Annotated in this window: 21 protein-coding genes and 1 pseudogene; 5 read left to right on the top strand and 17 right to left on the bottom strand. The window is 40.0% G+C overall.

Going from position 1 to position 21,681, the window contains the following annotated elements; translation table 11 throughout:
- Positions 1–362: 362 nt before the first annotated feature.
- From AC58PQ_RS28820 to AC58PQ_RS28805, 4 genes are all read right to left on the bottom strand, one after another.
- Positions 363–1,025: a hypothetical protein gene (locus AC58PQ_RS28820; protein WP_497247710.1), complete on the bottom strand. Its 663-nt coding sequence runs from the start codon at positions 1,023–1,025 to the stop codon at positions 363–365.
- A gap of 265 nt (positions 1,026–1,290) precedes the next feature.
- Positions 1,291–2,190 carry a hypothetical protein gene (locus AC58PQ_RS28815; protein WP_497247708.1) on the bottom strand — a complete coding sequence of 300 codons (900 nt, stop codon included), beginning with the start codon at positions 2,188–2,190 and terminating at the stop codon, positions 1,291–1,293.
- 246 nt (positions 2,191–2,436) lie between these two features.
- Positions 2,437–3,345 (bottom strand): hypothetical protein, encoded by a 909-nt coding sequence (locus AC58PQ_RS28810; protein ID WP_497247706.1) that lies wholly within the window; start codon positions 3,343–3,345, stop codon positions 2,437–2,439.
- Between the two features lie 446 nt (positions 3,346–3,791).
- Positions 3,792–4,064 carry a hypothetical protein gene (locus AC58PQ_RS28805; protein WP_497247704.1) on the bottom strand — a complete coding sequence of 91 codons (273 nt, stop codon included), beginning with the start codon at positions 4,062–4,064 and terminating at the stop codon, positions 3,792–3,794.
- A 604-nt stretch (positions 4,065–4,668) separates the two neighbouring features.
- On the opposite strand from AC58PQ_RS28805, the gene AC58PQ_RS28800 reads away from it, so the two are divergent.
- Complete coding sequence (locus tag AC58PQ_RS28800; RefSeq protein WP_497247714.1) at positions 4,669–4,908, top strand: hypothetical protein; 240 nt, start codon at positions 4,669–4,671, stop codon at positions 4,906–4,908.
- A gap of 197 nt (positions 4,909–5,105) precedes the next feature.
- On the opposite strand, the gene AC58PQ_RS28795 is transcribed toward AC58PQ_RS28800, so the two are convergent.
- The 6 genes from AC58PQ_RS28795 to AC58PQ_RS28770 all read right to left on the bottom strand — a co-directional run bounded on the left by AC58PQ_RS28795 (position 5,106) and on the right by AC58PQ_RS28770 (position 8,656).
- Positions 5,106–5,576, bottom strand: coding sequence for a DinB family protein (locus AC58PQ_RS28795; RefSeq protein ID WP_497247712.1), 471 nt, complete (start codon positions 5,574–5,576; stop codon positions 5,106–5,108).
- A gap of 31 nt (positions 5,577–5,607) precedes the next feature.
- Positions 5,608–6,744 carry a YybI family spore inner coat protein gene (locus tag AC58PQ_RS28790; RefSeq protein WP_497247702.1) on the bottom strand — a complete coding sequence of 379 codons (1,137 nt, stop codon included), beginning with the start codon at positions 6,742–6,744 and terminating at the stop codon, positions 5,608–5,610.
- 123 nt (positions 6,745–6,867) lie between these two features.
- Entirely contained in the window at positions 6,868–7,236 is a 369-nt protein-coding gene (locus AC58PQ_RS28785; RefSeq protein WP_497247700.1) for a hypothetical protein, read from the bottom strand.
- A gap of 181 nt (positions 7,237–7,417) precedes the next feature.
- Positions 7,418–7,729 carry a hypothetical protein gene (locus AC58PQ_RS28780; protein ID WP_497247698.1) on the bottom strand — a complete coding sequence of 104 codons (312 nt, stop codon included), beginning with the start codon at positions 7,727–7,729 and terminating at the stop codon, positions 7,418–7,420.
- A gap of 198 nt (positions 7,730–7,927) precedes the next feature.
- A complete protein-coding gene (locus AC58PQ_RS28775; RefSeq protein WP_497247696.1) occupies positions 7,928–8,272 on the bottom strand; it encodes a hypothetical protein in 345 nt (114 codons plus the stop codon).
- A gap of 102 nt (positions 8,273–8,374) precedes the next feature.
- Positions 8,375–8,656, bottom strand: coding sequence for a hypothetical protein (locus AC58PQ_RS28770; RefSeq protein WP_497247694.1), 282 nt, complete (start codon positions 8,654–8,656; stop codon positions 8,375–8,377).
- Between the two features lie 198 nt (positions 8,657–8,854).
- Between AC58PQ_RS28770 and AC58PQ_RS28765 the strand changes: the two genes are divergently transcribed.
- From AC58PQ_RS28765 to AC58PQ_RS28755, 3 genes and pseudogenes are all read left to right on the top strand, one after another.
- Entirely contained in the window at positions 8,855–10,897 is a 2,043-nt protein-coding gene (locus AC58PQ_RS28765) for a serine hydrolase (protein ID WP_497247692.1), read from the top strand.
- A gap of 181 nt (positions 10,898–11,078) precedes the next feature.
- Positions 11,079–11,753: pseudogene (locus tag AC58PQ_RS28760) on the top strand (response regulator transcription factor).
- Entirely contained in the window at positions 11,750–13,114 is a 1,365-nt protein-coding gene (locus AC58PQ_RS28755; RefSeq protein WP_497247690.1) for a HAMP domain-containing sensor histidine kinase, read from the top strand. Before AC58PQ_RS28760 ends, AC58PQ_RS28755 begins: the two are co-directional and overlap by 4 nt.
- Before the next feature lie 423 nt (positions 13,115–13,537).
- Here AC58PQ_RS28755 and AC58PQ_RS28750 read toward each other — a convergent pair whose 3' ends face one another.
- The 3 genes from AC58PQ_RS28750 to AC58PQ_RS28740 all read right to left on the bottom strand — a co-directional run bounded on the left by AC58PQ_RS28750 (position 13,538) and on the right by AC58PQ_RS28740 (position 15,745).
- Positions 13,538–13,954 carry a hypothetical protein gene (locus AC58PQ_RS28750; protein WP_497247688.1) on the bottom strand — a complete coding sequence of 139 codons (417 nt, stop codon included), beginning with the start codon at positions 13,952–13,954 and terminating at the stop codon, positions 13,538–13,540.
- Positions 13,955–14,238: 284 nt separating this feature from the next.
- Positions 14,239–14,712, bottom strand: coding sequence for a hypothetical protein (locus AC58PQ_RS28745; RefSeq protein ID WP_497247686.1), 474 nt, complete (start codon positions 14,710–14,712; stop codon positions 14,239–14,241).
- Between the two features lie 745 nt (positions 14,713–15,457).
- Entirely contained in the window at positions 15,458–15,745 is a 288-nt protein-coding gene (locus tag AC58PQ_RS28740; protein ID WP_497247684.1) for a hypothetical protein, read from the bottom strand.
- A 646-nt stretch (positions 15,746–16,391) separates the two neighbouring features.
- Between AC58PQ_RS28740 and AC58PQ_RS28735 the strand changes: the two genes are divergently transcribed.
- Positions 16,392–17,537 carry a rhomboid family intramembrane serine protease gene (locus AC58PQ_RS28735; RefSeq protein ID WP_497247682.1) on the top strand — a complete coding sequence of 382 codons (1,146 nt, stop codon included), beginning with the start codon at positions 16,392–16,394 and terminating at the stop codon, positions 17,535–17,537.
- A 264-nt stretch (positions 17,538–17,801) separates the two neighbouring features.
- On the opposite strand, the gene AC58PQ_RS28730 is transcribed toward AC58PQ_RS28735, so the two are convergent.
- The 4 genes from AC58PQ_RS28730 to AC58PQ_RS28715 all read right to left on the bottom strand — a co-directional run bounded on the left by AC58PQ_RS28730 (position 17,802) and on the right by AC58PQ_RS28715 (position 21,326).
- The gene (locus AC58PQ_RS28730; RefSeq protein WP_497247680.1) at positions 17,802–18,269 is read right to left on the bottom strand and encodes a hypothetical protein; all 468 of its coding nucleotides are present in this window, start codon (positions 18,267–18,269) and stop codon (positions 17,802–17,804) included.
- Between the two features lie 493 nt (positions 18,270–18,762).
- Positions 18,763–20,049, bottom strand: a complete 1,287-nt coding sequence (locus AC58PQ_RS28725) for an IS110 family RNA-guided transposase (protein ID WP_497247678.1) — start codon at positions 20,047–20,049, stop codon at positions 18,763–18,765.
- A 194-nt stretch (positions 20,050–20,243) separates the two neighbouring features.
- Entirely contained in the window at positions 20,244–20,783 is a 540-nt protein-coding gene (locus AC58PQ_RS28720) for an imm11 family protein (RefSeq protein ID WP_497247676.1), read from the bottom strand.
- A 240-nt stretch (positions 20,784–21,023) separates the two neighbouring features.
- On the bottom strand, positions 21,024–21,326 hold the full coding sequence (locus AC58PQ_RS28715) for a hypothetical protein (protein ID WP_497247674.1): 303 nt from the start codon (positions 21,324–21,326) through the stop codon (positions 21,024–21,026).
- Positions 21,327–21,681 lie beyond the last annotated feature (355 nt).

Genomic DNA, 21,681 nt, shown 5'->3' with positions numbered 1-21,681 from the left:
CTCAGGCAAAGCACTAGAACATTCACGTCTCATTACCCACTGAACATTGTGAATCATTTCACACCTTAACTATATTAAAATAACTGTCTTGACATCTTGTAGCACCATAAATCATCGTTAGTGAATTTAATCCAAGTCCAGTTTTGGGAATTCCAGGGGCTGGAAATATCATAAATCCTCTCCTTGCATTCTCCTGATTGTGGCTGATTTATTACCTCCGCTTTGATTATCATCATTTGTCCTCCATAATTCTTCTAAATCTAATTATAGATATTCAAATATCGTATTCAACTATCCTGCTCGTTACTTTAAAGGGCAACGGCAGCCGGTCGTGTACCGGCTGCCGTTGTGTTGTGCTTGAACTATAGTATGCTTGTTTGCAATTGTTCATTGTATAATTCGCTATTTTCCCAAATCAAAATTCCATCCTTTTTTAACGTCATTTGATTTATGTCCTTGTCTGTAGGATACGTTTGCAAGATTTCACTTTCATTCATAATTCGATAAACCACTGTTTTATCCTTTTCATTTTTTAATATCAAATCATACATTCTAAACTCCGTTCTTTTTGGCATATCTTCAACAATTTGCTCTTTATGATTCTTTAAATCAATCCATGAAATAATAGTGCGATGGATACCCGAACCAAATGAATATGTATAAATTATATCCGAGGTTCCATCCTTATTGACATCGTAAGGCACAGCACTTGTTACACCTTTCCCACCAAATCCATTACCTATATGAATTACTTTTTGATTTGCTACGATAAATGTTTCACCTGCAACCTTAAACAGTTGACACTTTGTTTTATCCCAAATATCAGAAGAAGTAATTTCAATCATTTCAACTTCTTTATCGCTCGGTTGAGAAAAATTTTGAGTTGCTAAAATTAGCTTTTGTGCTTCTTCAATTGACAACTTTTTTTCTGACTCTTCAATTTTTGCTTCATTGGAATAACAAGCCGATAAAAAGAAGACACAAAAAAATATAGTTAAACATTTCAATAGCATTTTATTTTCCATTAAAATTCTTACCTCCAATTGTAATCAGTGTCCAATGTTCACTTTCGATTACATTAACTTTAACTGAATATATAGACGTAAAGTCAATGGAAATGGTTTCTGCATGCACGTAATCCTAATTTTGGAAAGATACACTAACGTTTTTCGTTAGCGCAACGAAAGTTGGGAGGTAATCATTATCAATCCGAAATAGATTGTCGCTCCCTTTGGAAAGCACTCACCCGGTACGGTTAAAAGACCATGGATCATTTTTACCCTTCATTCGTTAACCAAGAGGCACATCATCCAAGATCACACCAATTTCCGAAACACCATCCACTGGATCGCCATAGTCATATTTTGCGGTAATCTTTCCCTTCTTGTATACATAGCCTTGAAAAAATGATTCGCCTGTCGGTGAAAATCCTGCCGATTCCAATGTGGTTTGCAGCGATTTTATATGAGCGTCTCTACTATTAATATTAACGTAGAAGCGAAACACCAGCTCATCCATAAAGGTAATAACTATCTTTTTAGGAGGAGTTCCAATCGGTATGCTGAAATCCGGCGCTATATCCTTATATACATTTACAACCTTATTGATGAGAGATGGGTCAAACAGATATTTTACGTTGGGCTCCGCCTTTATGTCGGGTAAATTTCCATCTGATGAATTCGCGTAGACCACTGTCAGATCGTCATCTATGCCATGTACAACCGACCATGTCATGAGAGTGTTATCGCTTGAGCGGCCATAAACATCATTCTCCGTTTTGCCAAAAATCTTGTTGATTAAAGCGCAATCGGTAATCGGCCCATAGCCCGCATCTGAAAGCATTTGTGGAACATCTAAGAGTGGACTTGTAAGTTTGTATACGAATGTCAGTTTTTGATAGTTGCCTTCAATCATCACCACATTAGGCTGTGTATCGACTAACGCCGGCGCATTATTGTAAGCAGCAATAACTTGGTCGAAGTATGATGTACCAAAGGCAAGCAGCCTGACATCGGCTGATAATGGTGTACCTTCTGACTCCTTTGGTGTTGCTGTAGGTGTAGCTGTGTCAGGCGCAGGTGTAGTTGACGTTATCGGTGTATTCGTGGAAGTCGGAAAGGGATTTGTACATCCAGTTAAAATAGTAATGGTCAAAACAAACAGACAAATTTTAATCTGAAATTTTTGCATATGATTCCCCCTTGTATAAAACTCATCTTCCTTCATAACCCATATATTAAAAGATGAAATTTTAACTATCCTGCCCAGTAGATGAGAAAAGGCAGCTGATCATTGTGATCGGTGCCCTTAGTGTTGTTAAACTATAGTTATCCGATAGCTCAACCCCTGGTCTTTCTTCCTTCCTAAAGTACTCCCTCCCCAAGTACCTTCTGTGCACGATTAACCGATATAGAATAAGATTTAGTTGTCCTAAATCTAGTAGGGATCTGCTCGATAATATTTTAATTTGGGTTTTAATTTATTGTTAATATAAGATTGTACTTCTTCGAGTTGAGTTAGTATTTTTTCTGGAGCTGTCAAAAGTCCTAAACGTTCTTGTAATCGGATTTCCGACTGATCAGGATAGGCGGAATTATATATATTTTCTGCGACTCGTACTGCATCCCATACAACTTCATTAACAAGATCTTTCGAAACCTGGAAATTCCTATTATGATATTTATTCAGATAATCGATTGTTTGATTTATATTTTGTAATTGCCTTATAGTTCTAGGAAAGTATCTTTCTCCGCGCATGTCATAGTATTCATCTGACTTTGTGCTACAAAGAAGAAAATATGAATGAGTGCAAAGCATATAAAATTGAACTCTTTCAACCAATACAGCTATATTTGTTATTTCAGTAATATTAATTAGCGCTGCAAACGCATTGTGTGATGCATATTTATCTGCATGCACTTCCATTGCTTTCCTCTCGATTATTTCGGAAGTAGATTTAGGGTTCTGTTTATTTTGGTCGTCAATCATATATAATTTTGTCGATTTACCGTCTTTAGAATTATCTATGAGATATCTAGCATGACCACACACTAAATGCCCAATTTCGTGATTTATCAAAAACATAAGAGTAATATCAATTAAATATGACACTAGGTCTGATCGATCTTTGTAGTTTGAAAAGAAGTTATCGTTGGAACCTACTGCATTATTTATATAATCATTAATATGAAATAGCACCCCCTTATTGAGAATAATAATTTCTGTGGAACAATAAATATCCGCACAAGCATTTAATTTCGTAGAAGCTGATATAGCAGTATAAACCTTGATCTTTTTATGTAAATTCTTAGTTACTAATGATCTTTTTAATGCCTCTGTAGCCATCGTTCGATATCTTTCATATAGTTTGCGTTCTTCTAAATTTTTAATTTTTCGAATGTTAAGAACGTGTATAGGCTCTAAATATTGTTTACTTCTTAAAAAACGTCTAATTATAATGTCTCGAAAAATATGAAAAACCTCCCCCATGATGCTTCAAAGTAATTGATTTTTTAAATGAATTTCGCCCCGAATCAGCTCTATTACGCTTACTTACTTTTCAACCACTTTTAAATACGTTTCCCCCTTTTTATAATTACACATCATATTCACGAACTAATTGGTTTCTCCTTCCCATTCTAGATTTAATAATGTATATTTTTAGGAATCTGCCCGCTTCAACAGACAAAGGCAGCCAATCGTGCGTGGCTGCCTTCATGTCTTGATTGAACTATAGTCTCCCGTTATCGGAATCCCTTAAGTTATTAATTCACAATGCAAATAGTAACATTCTATTTCTTTTCTTTTACGAAAGTTCCAAGGTCAAGAAATAATACTTTTGTTTGTGAATTTATTTGCTTTTTACTACGTGCAATAGCAATAGCAGGAAAATATTCTTCAGTAGATGAACGTCTAAATTCTCCATATTGGGTATATATGCTGAGTGTTGATTCATTTACCGAATCTAAATTAGTTGGATATTTTATTAACATAGCTATTGTAGAAAATACAATGCCAATAAAAATAGTAACAATAAATATTCTTTTGGCTTCCGCTTCATTCATTGGATCAGCCTCCTGGATTACATACATTACAATTTCATCTCTTTAAAGTTCTTATCTATATTATACCATAAATTGGAATTATACTGCCCAATAGCTTAACGCGACTGCCGATTGTTACTGGCAGCCGCGCACGCTTGTCGTACATGGAGCTATCGTCTCCCAGTTAGTTTAGCCAACTACTCCAAATAATTGACAAAACAATGAAGCCAAACATTACGGCTCCCCAACCTGTATTATTAGCAGTATTTTTATTCCCATTTTTGATTTTCTTCGCAAGAGCAACACAATTAACAAAGAAAAATATTGCGAAAATTGGAGTTATATACGCAAAAACAAAATCCGAGTTGACGCACCTCCAACATATAATTAAGTACCATACCAATTGTACACTTAGAGTATAGTGTTACTTTCTTGTTATAATAACTAAGAAAAAGAGCAGTTACCGCAGCATCTGCTCCTGTTTTGTTGTTAAACTAAAGTTTCTCGTTAGATTCCTGTAGATGGATAAATTTCAGCTTTGTAAAAAAACGAGCGCCTCAGTACGATGGAAGTACGCTACGGGTCAAAAGCCCTTTAATTCCATCATCCAGGAGGACGCTCTACTATGAAGTTTAAATCACAAGATAAGCAAAATCAACTCATTGAAAACATTACCGTTAATCATATTGTTGTAGGTGTCTCCGACCCTGTCCGTCGCCCGCTGCGCGATTTTTCGGAAAATAAAAAACACATCTCCGCCGGGATGTGTTTTTTATATAGTGCTTTATTGTCGTCTGTTGGATTATCAAAAATTCTCATCGATACACTTACAGCCTGCTGTCGGAAGATCAAGATAAACAAATAGGGCACCAGAAATTTAAGTAGTATTCGGTTCCCTCGAAGTTGCATTTGCATCCCCTACCTTACCTAAATCAATCTTTTGTATTCGCTTACATTAATTATAGCCCACCTTTCAGTAACTGAAAATATTAAAAAACGGTACGCTAAACCGAATTTAAAAAAACACCCACATTTAAATGGATGCCTTCCACTATGTGTTCCTCAAGTATGCCATATTCCCCATCGAACCGTTGCACGATTACCATTTTGAAAAGGAACCACTCTTTGCAAATCATCATCCGTTTTCTGTAAGCAAACTTCTCTAAACATGCTTTGTATTTGCTCATATTCGTTTAGAAGCGTTTGTAAAGAAATGTTCTTTACCATAGGAAGTTTACCGTTATCGTCATACATTTTCCCGAAAGTTTCCTGGAACTCTGTTGGAATATCGGCGGATTGCAAGCGAAAAACCCAATGAAGATCAACCACTGCCAAGTGTCTCAACAATTGTGCAATACTATTAAACTCATTTTGTTGACCTTTGTAGTCAATTTCTTTTTGCGTCAACCCATCAACCAATCGTTTAAACGTGTAAAATTGTAAGTAACCGTGGCGTGTAGAAGCCCAATAATTGGGGTCATTTGTGGATCTGGTGAAAGGTCGAAGGGATTCATAGTTAGTCCAACTTTCTATGTTCTAAATTGGAATAATCATACAATAACGATCATTTTTTAGACAATATATGTCTCCAATCACTCAAAGTTTGATACGAATCTGAAATAACATCGTAAACGTATATGTCTGTTAGATCATCCTTAACCAAAAATGTTTGCCATCTGACCGTATGATCTCCATGATCTTCCCCAACATAAACACGATAATATTGCGTACCAGGCATATATTCTTTCTTCCCATCCATACGCATAATCATCTTTACATTTGATTTTGAAAGCAGTTTATTAAAATCACCAATCTCAGACACATTATTTTGTAAATAAGTAAGGGCTTGATTCTCCGTTGAATTAACTTCCCTTCCTAATTGCTTGTTTAGTTCAAACTGAACATCAGCCACAACCCATTCATGATTCTCATATTTGAGTGTAGATACTGCATTACCTAACCAATCAGCGTGATAGGCTCCTGCCATATATTGTTTACCAAGCAGCTCGTAAGTACCATTTCCGTCTAAATCTTTAGGAGTTAATTCAAAAAAAGGATCAACCCAGCCCTCTGATGGCTTGGCTAATTTGCCTTTCACATAAATCCCCATTTCTTCGTATTGTTCTTTATTATTAGTTACATCTATTGCAAATTTTTCGTTTTTTTCTATGTTTGTGGCATTGAGTTGATATTTGTCTGTAAACTGAATATTGAATTTTAACCCATCACTAAAGCTTTCTTTGCCAAAAATCAGTTCATAGGAGTCGTTTACTTTACCGTACATGCAGTACAAAGATGAACCAGCACCACCATTTCCGCCGCTATTCTTACTTAGCATAATGTCATTGATTTTATCTCCTGTGAAATCACCAATGAATAGAGCAGGTGAATATCCTTGACGATATTTAGGTTCTATCGTAGTAACCATATCTGACTTTCCATCCCTGATGATCATTGTAATAGAATCATTCCAAATTGAATCAGGGTTTTCTCTAAGTCCAATTAAAATAATATCATCTTTGATCTGATCACCATTTACATCTTCATATTTGAGGTCAATTATAGAATATTTATCTTCAAGTTTAATTTTTTCGTCTGAATAAGGCGCGTTTACTTGATAAGAATTTTGTTTTAGCGGTGCAGGAGTTGCCCCCCCAGTATGCATGATAAGAAAAGCAATGAAGATCATTAGTATTTTCAAAACTGTTCACCCCTTTAATGTCTTCCTACTTATTTCGATAAATTCCATATTTATCCTTCTCGAAAGCAAAAATACCGCTGAAATGATAACAGCGGTGGAATAAACTTAAACCATTTTCTATTTCTAATCCTGGTAATGATCCCTCACAAAACGAATCTCGCTCTCATAATGCGCCAAATGGCCCTCATCGACCATTTTTTGAAAGGCAGGATTGCCTTCGGCGGCACCCTTTCTCAACGTATCACACAGTACCATCAATCGTTGAATAACCCATTCCAGCAGGTTAGTAGGAACGGGAATGCCATACGATTCAAAAAACAATTGAATTCGCCGACCGCGCTCTGCGGCGTGTATGTCATTTTGGTAGGCAACCGTTGCCCCAGAAGCATGGTCAGGTGCGAAACTCGTAAGCGGAACCGATGTATACAGCGTGTACGCAATGTCCCACATACGCGGGCCTGGGCCTGCCATATCAAAATCAATCAGTGCCATATGAGCTCCATTTTGAAAAAACGTTATATAAGGCTGCGTCATAAAGTTTTATTCCTCGCTTTTCAGAGTGTAATCTATTGCAGATTTTCACTTGTAAGGTATCAGGGCTAATCCACTAGTCTTATATTAACAAAATGTTACAAGCCATTGTTCCTCGAGAACAATTATAACTAATTTTCAACTATTTAATTATTGGGGACTGTTTATCATCAATTCCTGGAATTGAAATTGGAAATATCATTCCCAGAATCCCTATTCCTGCGTAGTATTCTTGTTCGATAATTAAATCAGCATGTTGTTTCCTAATAATTGAAAGTTCATGCAATGAGAAAAACAGATAATTCTTGCTACGAAAACGAACTGGCGTTGAGTTAAATGTTTGAGAGTTGGTGAGTTCTTTCTTAAGGACCCATTTTTTAAAATCGGAGTTATCCGGGTTAGTCCAAAGGAGTGTAAGTAAGATTATACCCACCACAAGAATTAGCAATCTCACGCAGAGCCCCCCCTAAACAGCAAGTACACTTAACAATATGTCGTGTACAACCAAGAGATGACTACTTTTCATTTATCTTTAATCTGTATCCAGTTCAACTAAACTCGCGTTAATTTAACGAAAACAGGGCGCAGCTGCCGCGTGGCTGGCCACACCCTGCCTATTACGTTATCGTTCCCCGATAGTTGAATGGTCGAGCTAATCAAGCACAAAGAAATCATCAAAGGATTCCCCATTTAATTTGAATAACATCCGATAAATCCCCACTTTTTTATTTTTGTATTCTATAGGAATGTATGAAACAGCATAGTCGAACCCATATGAGATAGAATTGTATTGCTTGGCCACATCCCATTCGTCAATAAAAAGAGCTACATTTTTTAGTTGAATTTTGAGTTGTATCTCATCAAAATCAGCTCCGAAGACTTCCACAAATTCAAGATCATTATCTATTTTATAGTTGTTGAAACAAAACCAGAAGCCATTGACGCTTTTCTTTTCAATCTCATTTACCAAAGCCCATTGACGCAATTCATTAATCATCTTGGCTACTCCCTATTAAGTTTCGACTTACGTTTGCCTATAGATTAATTCTTATTTTTTCTTTTCAGCTATCGTTCCCTTATATTGAGCTAACGTTCCTAGTTAGTTTAATCCATGTTTCTCATCAATTATCAATGAAAACTCTTTAACAATAGCGTTAGCGATGTCCGATATTACTAGTTCTAAAGTGTCATCAATGTTTATTGGCACATCAATTTCAATCAAATTTATTTCCTCTACTCCCTCAAGTGTGTTTATGGCATAGTTTCCATTTGAATTAGCAGGAATTCCTGTTAATCTAATAAACTCACCACTGACTTCTTTGCTAAATGTTAAATGGCTTACTATTGTGAATCCTAACTGGGAAGTTAAGAATTGTTCCAATACCTTCGACTTAATTTTCTTCGTATAATTTTCAGCTGCAATTTATCAGGTGCATAAGAAAATTCTGGATGTTCACTCTCCGTTCATAACTTTTTGATAAGATTTCCAAAGAAAGTCGTGACAACCTGGATCAAAAATACAAAGAAAGTCGAGACAAATAGCTTGGATCAAAAATTCTCTGAATACGGGGGGCTTATAATGCCGACAACTACGAAAGTGAAAAATAATAGCACCAAACAGCCTGAAAGTTGGATGTATACATTTCCGGATTTTGTGAAAAAGAAGTTTGTTGCCGGTTGTTTTGTTTTACTATCCTTCGTGGTAATTGGAATTGGATCGAGTTTCTTCTGCGTACAGGAACCGGTCTCTGCGACAGCTTCCGAGACGACCTCGCAGCAAGCTGTTAAACCGAATGAAGCACCTGGGGATCTGAACAACTCATCCGAGGTTGCGGCGTTCGTCAACAAAGAGATGAAATCGAGTATGGATCTGTTCAAAATTCCAGGGGCAGTCATTTCCATAGTGAAGGATAACAAGCTCCTGTTCGCCCAAGGTTATGGATATTCCAACATCGAAAAAAACGTCCCCATAGATCCTAAAACCAGCCTGTTCCGGATCGCTTCGACAACGAAGCTGTTCACCTGGACAGCGGTGATGCAATTGGTTGAGCAGGGCAAACTTGAACTTGATACGGACGTCAATAAATACCTGAAAACGGTGAAAATACCGGATACCTATAAGCAGCCCATCACGTTGCGCCATCTATTAACCCATACTGCGGGATTCGAAGAAGGCGGTGTCGGCTATCAGATCACCATAGATCCGAAGAAACTGCCCGTGTCGATTTCCGATACGCTTTCCAAGCACATTCTGGCACGGATTCGGCCGCCAGGCGAGAAGGTATCCTATTCGAACTATGGCGCTTCTTTGGCGGGATTGATAGTTGAAGAGGTTAGCGGCGTGCCTTACGATGACTATATTCAAAGAAAAATTTTCGAACCGCTCGACATGAAATATGCGACAGTTAAGGAACCTATACCGTCCTCCTTAGACCCTTTTAAAGTGCTTGGTTATGCCAGTGGGAACGGTGGCTTTGTCAGCAAGCCGCCTACGTTTGAGGGCGGCTTCCGCCCCGCCGGATCGGGGTCGGTCTCTGCGCTCGACATGGCTCATTTCATGATGGCCCACCTCAATGAAGGGCGATACGAAAACAAGCAAATTTTGAAGCCGGAAACCGTCAAATTAATGCATTCGACGGCGTTCCAGTTCGATAAACGTTTACCGGGTATGGATCTTGGCTTTTACGAGCTAAATGTTAACGGACATCGATTGATCTCTCATGGCGGTGCCGACACACTCTTCAGTACGGAACTTTATCTCGTTCCCGATAAGCAAATCGGCATTTTTGTATCCTATAGCGGCGGTGATGGCGGAGTGGCTGCGGAAGGAATGTTACAAGCCTTTTTCGACCACTATTTCCCGGCACCGGAAGTCAAACTCCCGCCTGTACCCACCAACATTGCAGAAATAGTCGGGAAATATGCCGGCACCTATAAGTTCACCCGCCGCAACTACAGTGATATAGATAAATTTTATGGTTTTATGACAGAGATGAACATATCCATATCCGATAACAAGTTGGCCATTGGACAGGGAGAAGAACAAATGCTGTTCGTTCCGATCGAAGAGGATCTGTTCCAGCAAGTTGGAGGCCCGCATCAGATCGGCTTCCACACCAATGCAGCAGGAGAAGTCACTGAAATGATGTTAGACTTTCTCCCGTTCTTGCCGCTCGAGCGTGCGCACTTTATGGATGAAACTAAGTTCTGGTTTCCCCTGCTTGGCAGCTCAATTGTACTGTTTATCATCGGATTAATCGGATTTGCTTTCCGAATACGTGCAGTTAACAAGATGGAAGCACCGCAAAAGCGGGCAGCTTGGCTCTCTGCTGCTACTGTAGTTTGGGGACTAATAACCTGCATTTTGATCGTTATTTTCATTATGAATTTGGACACATTAGAACGACTGAGCCACATTTCCATTTCCGTAAAATTAATTCTAATTATGCCAATAATTTTTGTTGGATTGACTGTAGCCATGATCCTATCGGCCATTATGGCCTGGAGAGACAAGTATTGGTCTGTGTTCATGCGGGTGTATTTTACCCTTGTAGTGCTTGCCGCGATGGTTTTGAGTCTGTTTTTCTACCACTGGAACTTACTAGGATGGCAGTTTGGTTGAAATAAGAATCGTTCGCAGATCGGAAGATGGTCATCCATGTTATTCGGGATGACCATCTTCCGATGGCGGCGGATTCTCAGCATGAAGTTTTCAAGTCAGCACAATTAACGATATAATTAAACCTGCCCATTCTATAGATGTGTAAATTATCATGTTAGAATTTGAAAGGGGTGTCGTTCTCATGGCCACTATACTTATTGCGGATGATGACGCTCGAATTCGTGAGTTGATGTCCTTGTTCCTGCGAAATGAAGGGTTTGAACTCGTAGAGGCAACAAACGGTGCCGAAGCCCTCTCCATTATTGAGGATTCTCGGATAGATCTGGTGATACTTGACATTATGATGCCGGTAATGAACGGCTGGGATTTGTGTAGAGGGATCAGGCAGCAGGATTCGAATATCCCTCTCTTGATGGTGACGGTCAAGGCGGAAGCGGCACAGAAGGTGAAGGGCTTCCAGCTTGGAACGGATGATTATTTGACGAAACCGTTCGACCCGATGGAGCTTGTAATGAGGGTAAAGGCGCTGCTGAAACGTTCCTTGATCGTTTCCTCCCAGACCTTACAATTGGGCGAGATCGCGCTGAATCGCCGGTCCTATCAAGTCATTAGGGGAGACGAAGTGCTGAATCTGCCTTTAAAGGAATTCGAGCTGCTGTTTTTGCTGGCCAGCCACCCAGGTCAAATTTTTACTCGGGAATAGCTCATCACCCAGATCTGGGGGATGAATTATGAAGGCGATGATCGGACCGTCGATGTCCACATCAAGCGGATAAGGGAAAAGTTTGCTGGTGATGTGCAACATTTTCATATTGAATCCGCTCGCAGTCTCGGGTATAGGTTAGTAACACCATGATAAAAACCTTATATGCCCGCGTCATTCTTACGTTTCTGGCCGTTATTATATTTAGCCTGCTTACTTCATCTCTGATCGGACTTGCTGTATTCAAGAAAAAAATCTACGAAGTTGGGCAGAATGACATGATTGCAGCAGGAGAGGAAATCATTCAGCTTTATGAAGAGACGAAACCTAAAGATACAGATACCTTCATCAAACGTATGGTGAAGCTATCTGCGTATCAAATTCATCTATTCAATGATGCTGAAAAAGAAACCTTCTACGGTTTGGAGAATAATAACATCATCCAAATTCCATCCAAAGCGATTCAAAAAGTGCTGCAGGGCAATTATTATCGCTCGATAGCCAAAGAAGAAATTGCATTCATCGGTATCCCCTTTTCTTTCGAAGGGAAGCAGCATGCAATGTTTTTGCAAAATTCTGCTCAGAACGAGAATATGATCAATCGTATGGTGCTGATTGTTCTGCTGCTCTCTTTGTTAATTGGAAGCTTGTGCATTCTCATTGCCGCCAGGTATTTGGTGAATCCTCTCAAAATGTTGAAAAAAGCAACCAAACAACTGGCTAAGGGCGATTTTGCCGTGGAATTAAAAATGAAACGGACAGATGAAATGGGAGAGTTGGCTCAGAGCTTTAATGAGATGGCAAGTGAGCTTAAGCAGTTAGAGCAGATGAGGCAGGATTTTGTTTCCAATGTATCTCATGAAATTCAGACACCGCTCACATCCATCTCTGGCTTTGCAAAGGCATTAAAGTACAATAATCTGGTTGCCGAAGGTGACCGCATCTATTATTTGGACATCATTATTGCTGAAAGTGGACGACTGTCTCGGCTAGGCGATAATTTACTTAAACTCGCTTCTCTGGATTCGGAAAATCATCCTTTTGAAGCGGTGATATTTAATCTTGTGGAGCAAATCAAGCAAATTGTTGTCACATGCGAGCCTCAATGGTCGGCCAAAAACATTCGTATTGATCTCGAGCTGCCAGCTGCCGCCAAAATAACGGCTGACGCGGATCTGCTTAATCAAATCTGGATGAATATAATCGGGAACAGTATTAAGTTCACGCCGGACAGTGGCATGATCCATATCCGTATGAGTCACCAGTCAAATGAAGTTGAAGTGTCCATAACCGATACCGGGATCGGCATTTCACCGGAAGAACTTAACCCCATTTTCGAACGATTCTATAAAGCAGACAAGTCGCGAAACCGCAGTAATAACGGTAACGGTCTGGGACTTGCCATCGTCAAGAAAATGGTCTCTCTTCATCATGGAAGCATTCAAGTAAAAAGCACGCTTGGGGAAGGCACAACAATAACCGTTAAGCTTCCGATTGTTCCTCCCGTCGGTTAATGAATGAGTTACAGAACAGGGCAGGCCGAATGAACAATCATTCGCCTGCCCTGTTTGCTGTTCCAATCTCTGTACGTTTTACTTGTAAGTACCGTTAAACAGATCCATCGCTGGGTCAAATAATAGTAGCAATCATGCCTATAATGGTTCCGATCCTTGAAGGGCTCTTAACTAAATGCTTCATTTCCCCTCCCTTGTTCAAATCCCTTATTTTAATATACCGCATATTGGAACTATTCTGACCGTGCGTACAATGAAGTACCACTTCCCTACTTCTTAACCGACACAAACATTGGCGATTTAAACTAAAAAATCCCCATTTTAAGGGGAGCTTAATGTGGGTTATTGAGCTAACGTTATTCGTTACTTCAATGGACTACATTTGAAATTTCGCAATTAAACACTCCTTCTTACTCTTTGTAACTATGGGCTTTTTAATATTCCTTTGTGAGTACGATAGTCCCAAATAATTGTTATGCTGTCCTCATAATGCATTTCTAGATATTGTCGTTTAACATATTTATAGTTGCTTACCTTTACATTGTTTTTATATTTGTCATTCACCATATTAATGTACTCATCTATTAATTTACCCCCTTCCTGCCCTCGTTGGTAACCTTCTTCCCCGCCAACAACACCGATCAAACCTCTTTGAGGATCGTCCTCAGAAATTGGTTCACAGAATATCCAAGCTTCGCTGTTGGTATTTATCCAATCAGCTGTTACTAACTGATTTAGTGTAATGGTTTCATTTTGAACCTCTACACCACTTAAACAAGCATTCAAAGGAGCAATCAAAATCAGTGAAATTAACCCCAAAAAAAGCCATTTCTTTTTCAAATCTAACACCTCAAAAATATCTTATTTAGTAGTCTATTTTACCATACAAACCTGCCCGTTAGTTGAGCGTTAAGGTTATCTTATCGGCAATCTGGGAATATCTTGTGTGATGCGAGCCGAAAATCGACCTCCTATAACGTAGGCGAATTTGTGTCACAAGACTACAATGTAGGGACATTTGTGCATTTTGTGATGACACAAATCTTCCCACATAAAAATAAAAAAGCCTGATTCCTCAGGCATTTACATTTAAAAATATGTAGGCACATTTGTGTCATTGGACATCATCTTACTAAGTCTTTTTCCATAGCTGGTACGAATCGCCCTTCGATTCCGTTTATGTTAACCTTCTCTCCGTTTACATCAACTAGAAGTGCGACGATCTGTTGGTATTCTTTACGATCGGCACGGAAGTATATTTCCGTTTCTAATCCGCCAATACTGCACGTTAATATTGCCAGAGAGTGATCTTTCTTTCTCCCGCCAAATGCCGCACCGAGGACTGTTCCGACACCGGGTAGTAAAACACTTCCAAGGATTGCCCCCACAGCGGCTTTTCCTGCGCTATGTTTACCCTTCTCATCCCACTCAACGCGACTAACAACGATCGTATGCTTATTTATTTCTATCGTATTTTTCTCGGTCGTCTGCTTAATAGTAACTTTCCCAGCTTTAATCCCTGGATGCCCTCCGAGATAATCCGCAGCAAATGTTTTATGACTCGTTCCAAATAACCTATTCGTAATTCCTCTTTTCATGGTGGTGGTGGAGTAGTAAGGGAGTGTGGAGTTTATATTATGTACAAAATTAAGTGCATTTAATTCTATTCGGAGTCCTCTTCGACGGTGAATAGGTTGATGGTACTTTTGCCTTGAACCTTATGTCTTGAGAAAATAAAGTGTTAGACCGAATGTATTGAATCCGCGCGGTTTTCAAATTACAAAACCGTCAGACTCCGAAAAATAAGTATTAGATCGACCAAAAAATACAAAACAGCCAGCAGCCATAGACGAGAAATAAAGTCCTAGACTGCTGCTAGTTTATTGAACAAACGATTTTCAGTAGTTTTTTCCGAAATCACTCGAGCGTACCGAAGGCCGAATGGCCCGAAGTGCAGTGCTCGGAAATGTGGGCAAAATGAATAGGCGACCAATCGGCAGCATTTTAATTAAACATTTGCTCGTTTAAGCCGCAACTATTAATTTTTCTATAGATGCAACCAGAACATTTTTTTAGAATATCTTGTCTTTCCTTGGGAGCGTGGTGCGTGAGTTTTTGAATTAATTCGAGACTCCCACCACTTTTCTTTGCTGTAACAATAAATTGAAAGTAATGTTAGAATAGATGCTGAAATTTTGAATCATCCAATTCGGATGGGGTTAGCTTGATAGGTGCATATCTCATCGCTAACCGATTAAATTCGTAAAGATTCAGCTGACCATCTTGTGATCGAACAACTAGGTCGGGTTTGCAAAACATTTGTACACCTGTAATTTCGGCAGTTTAAGGCGTTGGGTTATTACCACTTCCAATACCGTTGTAAAAAATGGCGCTATTCGTAAGTCGATTAAGATTGAGAACCCATTCAACGCACTTGTCTTCATTTTGCTTCCCTACCTCTGAAGTTAGTTGTTTAATTTGGGATCGAACAGATGGGTCATCGCTTGTCGTCTTTGCTTTCTTAGCGCCATCTAATGCTCTGACTTTAGATAAAGCCCACTTGACCCCGCAATACACAAAGTCACCGAAATCATGTGCGGCTGGTTGTAATTTATTTGTATCAATACCCAATGAAAGCCCCCCCTTCGTCCCAATCATAAAATAGTTTTCCAAGAGCACCATTATACTACTCTATAATTTCAATAATGAATTTAGATCTTTTGCGAACTTCGTAATTCTCCATTCCAAAAGTTATTCGCGAATGCTATCCTGACTGTTACTTGAACGAACAAAAAAGAGACTTCCGCGAGGCAAGCTCCTTCACTATCGTTTCTCGATAGTCCAATATTACTTCGACTCTTTCATAATCATTAACTCAATTGTAGCGCCTGATTCTACACGAAGATTTGCATGCTGACTGCGTCTAGGATCATTACGAAAATTCTAGAATGACTGGGAAGATGGAAACCAGATGATATGAACCTCGTTGAGACGATCAGGGCTTTGGATTCTTCTTTCTAATTCTGCGCCGTGCTCTCCAAGCAAAGGGAATACATGTATCTCATAATCGTTAAATTTTTCAACGCCTTCTAGATCTACGTCTATCCTCTTGCTTATTCTACAGCTTGGCATTTCCATTGCTAAGCAACTCTTGAACTGTGAAGTCTTCCATGCACATATCAAAATTCCGAACTTCATGTGACAAATTGATCGATCTGCATATTCGTTCAAATTGCACTAATACTAATGGTATTATGAGTAGAAAGGTGCGTCCACGTTGAACATTCATCTATTGAATTATACGATCTGGCATATCGCACGCGAACTCGTCCTCCATCATCGGTATTCGATCGTCGACAACGATGAAGGTATGCTGACGCTCAAGCGCCGCGACGGTATGCGCGTCGTCTACCTGTACCTGATGCCCTTGATCTACGGCTCATCGGCCGAGGAGCAGCTTGAGCTGATCCTCGGACAGCTCCAGGAGTCCATCGATTGGATGAAGAGTATCAGCTTCCGCAAGCCGAATCTGATCGTTCGCAAAATTCATCTATACATCCGTACTGACGCTGGGCAGCAGAACCCCGGTGAAGTCATATCCGAGCTGCAAGTTAGCTCGTTGATCGAACGGTACCGCGTCGAGACGTGGGTCGCGGATTTGGTCGAGCATCGGATTTATACGGCCAAGTCGAAGGTGTCTGGAACCAATGTCATTAAGCATGCAGTGGCCAGCATCCACGGGATACCATACGACGAAGCAGAGCTTTATGTAGTCATCAACAAGTGGCACCACGAGATGCTCCATACCCAACAGGAGAGGACCCAGCCGTTCGACGAGGCCGGACGCAAGCATGGCGCCCCGCTCACCCTCCTGCTCGCTGCCATCAATGTGCTGATCTGGATTGCCATGACCGCGATGGGTGGATCAAGCAATCCGCATACACTGGTCGCTTTCGGAGCCAAATTTAACCCCCTGATCGACCAGGGCGAATATTGGCGATGGTTCACTCCCATTTTTCTTCATGTTGGGGGGCTTCATTTATGGTTTAACTCAGTCTCCCTGCTTGCGCTTGGCGGAAAGCTTGAGCGTGTCCTCGGGTCAGTGCGCTTTATCGTCATTTACCTGGCCGCCGGCATTTTCGGCAATGTCTCCAGCTATATGTTCTCGCCTTCGATCTCGGCTGGAGCGTCCGGGGCGATTTTCGGCTTGATGGGCGCACTGCTCTATTTGACCTGGAAAGAGCCCGATACGTGGGGCGAAACGATGGGATTCTCAATTTGGACCGGTCTCATCATGAACGTCATTCTCGGATTCGCCATTCCCGCCATCGACAACTATGCGCATTTCGGCGGATTGATCAGCGGGTTCATCATCGCCTTCCTGCTGTTCGGCGGCAAAAGCAGCATTCGGGCGGCGGCATAACTGCTGACTCCATGGTAGCGACATCGTTGATTTTTTTATTTCTATACTCTTCCTACAATGGTTCAATGCCACCCGACCTCAATCGGCTTGAATCCATTTGTAAGAGCGTCTGTGATTGCGTTTTCTGTCCGTTACTTGAGAAGAGGCAACCAATCCACCTGGGCTGGCTGCCTCTTCTCAAGTTGCTATTGAACTATCGTTCCCAGTTTAGTTTAATGTTTAAAGCCTGTAATAACATTATGCTAAAGCATCTGCGGTTTCTCATTAACGAACATCAATAGCGAAGAAGTACCTTGCTGATTTTCCTGATTTCATGTCAATTGCAAGTAAACCAACAAATATTCCTTTTTCAGAAGGAACTTTGATATTACCTCTCATGGGCATCACCTCGGTGACAGGTTCCCATGAAAAATCATAAATTTCGCTCTTCTTATAGAAGATGTAATTAAACTCTTCGGTATTTTCAAGATGAATGGATATGTCCGTATTTGGAGCGAATACTGTCGGCGTCAGGGCAGCTTTGTTCACATCCGAACTGGGTAAATCACTTGACGTTGGAAGAAGAGTAATTTTTTTACCGTCAGGGGTCTTTACATCAGGAATTGTTTCTGTGTCCGATTCATCTGTTATGTTAATTGAATTTTGTACAGGTGCCCGAACTGAACTATTGGAGACGCATGCAGTCAACGTTAATAGTGACGTTAAGAAAATAATAAAGAATTTTAAGTTCATAATTGTGCTCCTAGGATTTTGAGTTGGTACTACCATTATTTTATTCTTAAATTTGGATTATACCACACATGTTTCAAGTTTCACCGTTATCTGTCACTGGTGAAGTAATCTGCCCGTCCCTCGGTTTTAAGGGTTTATCTAACGTATACTCACTCATTCGCAGGATTTCATCACCTTGAAAATAACAACCGCTTAGAAAACGAGGTTCTATGGATTGAAAACTTAATTTTAAGCGTGCGGGAACAGAGGAGCCGTAAATCTATTCCCCCTAACTTCACTCTACTGCACGCATATTCCACGAATACCTGGAAGTTTACCATCCCATGGCTCTACGGGTCTAAGCCCTAACATTCCATCGTCATACTTTTCCAAGGTGTGGAGACCGATTGCGTTTAGCGGACGGGTCAAAGCCCTTCTCGGGCAGGAACTCGGTTCTCCGTGCTTTCTTTGTAAAATCCTGCGAATGAGTCAACAAACGTGGTTTTTTGCAATGTTATGCAGCTTGCGCAATGATGTGACTTGCCTTTTCAGGCGTAAATGTTTCACCTTTTAGGACAATACTTATTAAGATTCGAGCTACTTTTCCCAGCAGTTTAAATACAGATCTCTGCTTCCTCATATGCTTAACTTTAACGTTATACTCATGTAACTCTCGAAATACAGGATTGACACCAATGAGCTGTAGGGTAGCGAGAAATAAATATTTGCATAAGGTAGAATCTCCTCGTTTCGATATGACGATCTGTCCCTTTCGTTTTCCCGACGTACTTTCAGCTAGATTAAGACCGGCTTTTCGTAGTAACTGACGTCCATGCGCATACTGTCTAAGATCACCCGCACCAGCTAGTATCGCTGCAACAAAGATGGGGCCAAGCCCCTTAATAGAGCGAAGCTGACTTGCCATTGGAATCTCACAAAGTATTTCTAGGATTTGCTTCTGCATTTCCCCTAGCATTTCTACGATGCGCTCATACTCCTCGATTAATCGTTTTAAATCTAGCTTTGCCTCAGATAAGGCTGTGACATCACCCACACTCCGCTTGGCTTGGGAAATAAGCTCAGCAGCTTTCTGCGTGCCTGTAGAGCCACCTGCTCTGTGCATATGCTTTCTCCAAGTCGTAATCATCTCGGATATGGATCGTGACGCAAGATCCTGCGGTAATGGTAACTCTTTCAATGTGGCCATTGAACATTTACAAGTCCAATCCTTAAACACCGATGTATACAATGGAAAGCGAATATCTAACCAACGAATAATCCGATTCTGCAAACGGACACTGTAAGCGACCCAGAACTCCCTATCGCTCATCAGGGTGCGTAATCTTTGAAACTCTTGGGCTTGTCGCGTATGTTCATAATAATAACCACGGCTTACAATATCCGCGATGACAAGAGCATCCTTCGGATCACTCTTGGAAGGACTATTATCGCGATTCTCCTTGTTTCTTTTGGTGGTGGCTGGATTCACTAGGACAACGTTCGTTCCTTTATTTGTAAGCCAATTCGCCAGGTTCCACCAATAATGTCCAGTAGGTTCCATGCCAATGATACAACTATTCAAACGATGCTTTTGCTGAAGTCCTTCTATCCAACGCTGCAGCTTTTCAAAGCCTTCTATGGTGTTACTAAATGAGAGGTGTCGATTCGAGAGCACGATTCCACGAAAATTCGTAGCTTGCGCCACATGAGTTTCTTTAGCCATATCGATACCTACAACAAGATGAGATGTGCTAATTCGTTCAATTCGTTGATTTTGTACTTCTGATTGTTTAAACTTCATAATAAGAGCGCCTCCTTGATGGTGTTGGGTTGTAAACCCGGGACAAACCCATCATACCGAGGCGCTCCTTTTTTGACAAAGGCTATTTCTTAGCCCTAACAGGAATGTTTACTTGAATGAAAACAGGGAGCAGCTGCCACGGCAGTTTGCTCCCTGTTTATTGTGCTATCGTTCCTCGTTAGAGCTCAATATACCTATCGAAATTTGGTTTCATGAAGAACAAATCCTTTTAATTTATTAGAAATAATTCGATCTCGAAATTCATCCGAGACGAATGGAAACCAATTTTTACTTTCGTTTACTTTAAATATGTGCGATTGAGGTATTTGGTCTTTTATTAAACAATGCTCTTTTATTTCAGATATTGACCCATCAGAAAATCTACTTACTATTGATTGGTCAATATCTAGACAGTCCACAACATTCATAACATTTACAGCGTAAAGTTCAACATTATCATTCATTATAGGTAGGACTTCCCCACTAGGTATAATAAGGTCTTTTAATGTCTCAAAAGCTTTACGAGAAAGAACAATAGAACCATTAATATTCCATAAGCGAGGACAATCACTTATTTTCTTCTTCGAATTCTTATATGCTATGACCTCAAGAGGATGATCCCAGTGGCAGAAGAGAGACTCCCCAATGAACTTATATTTCCTAGAGTATGACATATCTTTAAGTACATAACTAACAAATCCATCAGTTGAACTTTGTAATTGCCATATTGCCAATGATTCTCACCCTCACCTATTTAGTATGACATAAAATTCTCTACGAAATTATTACATAGCATTTCTTTGCATTATTAACATTGCCCGTTACTTGAACAGGCTGCCAGCATGCCGGCAGCTTGTTCAAGTATTGAGCTTTCTGTTACAGTCGGTTAAATCAAAATTGCAGAAGGAAAATAATCTATTCTCATACGTTCATTTGTTAATATTCTTCACCATCGTCGCCAAGTACTTTAGCATTTAACTTGCAATTTCTTTCATTTTAGGAATTTGAAAGTCATCTACATATTTCACCGATATTTCACTTCCCCATTTACCATCTCGAAAAGAAAAAGTAATTTTGAACTCTTCATTATTAAATTCTGTACTCCATACACCCATTCCCACAGAATCGATTCTTATCGTATTATTTGTCATTGGGTTTATAGCTTCAATAAAATCAGCATATTCAAGTTCAGGGTCTGTACTAATACAATGTTTCCATTCATCTAGAGTTATAGGGAGTGCTGGCTCTGTTCTCTTAATATTTAAGTTATATCCCATCGTCTACCGTCCTTTGATTAGATTGGTATTCCAATAGATGGTAATAATAGTTGTACAGATCGGCACCACGCTAAACTGCCCGTTAACGCCCAGCAGGACATATGTACAAAAACCATTATTTTGTGATCATGTAACCGAGGCAGCTGCCAAAACGTGCTAAACAAACAGATAGGCCCTATTTTACCATTTTCCCTTTACCGTCGAAGTTTAATCTTCGACCAATAAAAAGAAAATGTCTTGTAGGGTCCTTTGTGTTCTTCTGAGAAGGTTTTGTTTAGGGACATGGACACAAAATTGGGTGTTTTGTTCAGATGTCCTTTATTGAGCAACCACTAACTGCTCATGCTGCTCGATT

This window comes from Paenibacillus sp. J22P143, assembly GCF_059692035.1.
The sequence above is the reverse complement of the archived record's forward strand: the minus strand, read 5'-3'. Positions and strand labels throughout refer to the sequence as shown.

Bases quoted from the DNA above. Each gene is read 5' to 3' on its own strand.
- AC58PQ_RS28755 (WP_497247690.1), top strand. From the start codon at position 11,750: ATGATAAAAACCTTATATGCCCGCGTCATTCTTACGTTTCTGGCCGTT.
- AC58PQ_RS28765 (WP_497247692.1), top strand. From the start codon at position 8,855: ATGCCGACAACTACGAAAGTGAAAAATAATAGCACCAAACAGCCTGAA.
- AC58PQ_RS28800 (WP_497247714.1), top strand. From the start codon at position 4,669: ATGAAGTTTAAATCACAAGATAAGCAAAATCAACTCATTGAAAACATT.
- AC58PQ_RS28785 (WP_497247700.1), bottom strand. From the start codon at position 7,236: ATGGCACTGATTGATTTTGATATGGCAGGCCCAGGCCCGCGTATGTGG.
- AC58PQ_RS28775 (WP_497247696.1), bottom strand. From the start codon at position 8,272: ATGATTAATGAATTGCGTCAATGGGCTTTGGTAAATGAGATTGAAAAG.
- AC58PQ_RS28820 (WP_497247710.1), bottom strand. From the start codon at position 1,025: ATGGAAAATAAAATGCTATTGAAATGTTTAACTATATTTTTTTGTGTC.
- AC58PQ_RS28745 (WP_497247686.1), bottom strand. From the start codon at position 14,712: ATGAAAAGAGGAATTACGAATAGGTTATTTGGAACGAGTCATAAAACA.
- AC58PQ_RS28715 (WP_497247674.1), bottom strand. From the start codon at position 21,326: ATGGGATATAACTTAAATATTAAGAGAACAGAGCCAGCACTCCCTATA.
- AC58PQ_RS28730 (WP_497247680.1), bottom strand. From the start codon at position 18,269: ATGAACTTAAAATTCTTTATTATTTTCTTAACGTCACTATTAACGTTG.
- AC58PQ_RS28805 (WP_497247704.1), bottom strand. From the start codon at position 4,064: ATGAATGAAGCGGAAGCCAAAAGAATATTTATTGTTACTATTTTTATT.
- AC58PQ_RS28815 (WP_497247708.1), bottom strand. From the start codon at position 2,190: ATGCAAAAATTTCAGATTAAAATTTGTCTGTTTGTTTTGACCATTACT.
- AC58PQ_RS28810 (WP_497247706.1), bottom strand. From the start codon at position 3,345: ATGGCTACAGAGGCATTAAAAAGATCATTAGTAACTAAGAATTTACAT.
- AC58PQ_RS28725 (WP_497247678.1), bottom strand. From the start codon at position 20,049: ATGAAGTTTAAACAATCAGAAGTACAAAATCAACGAATTGAACGAATT.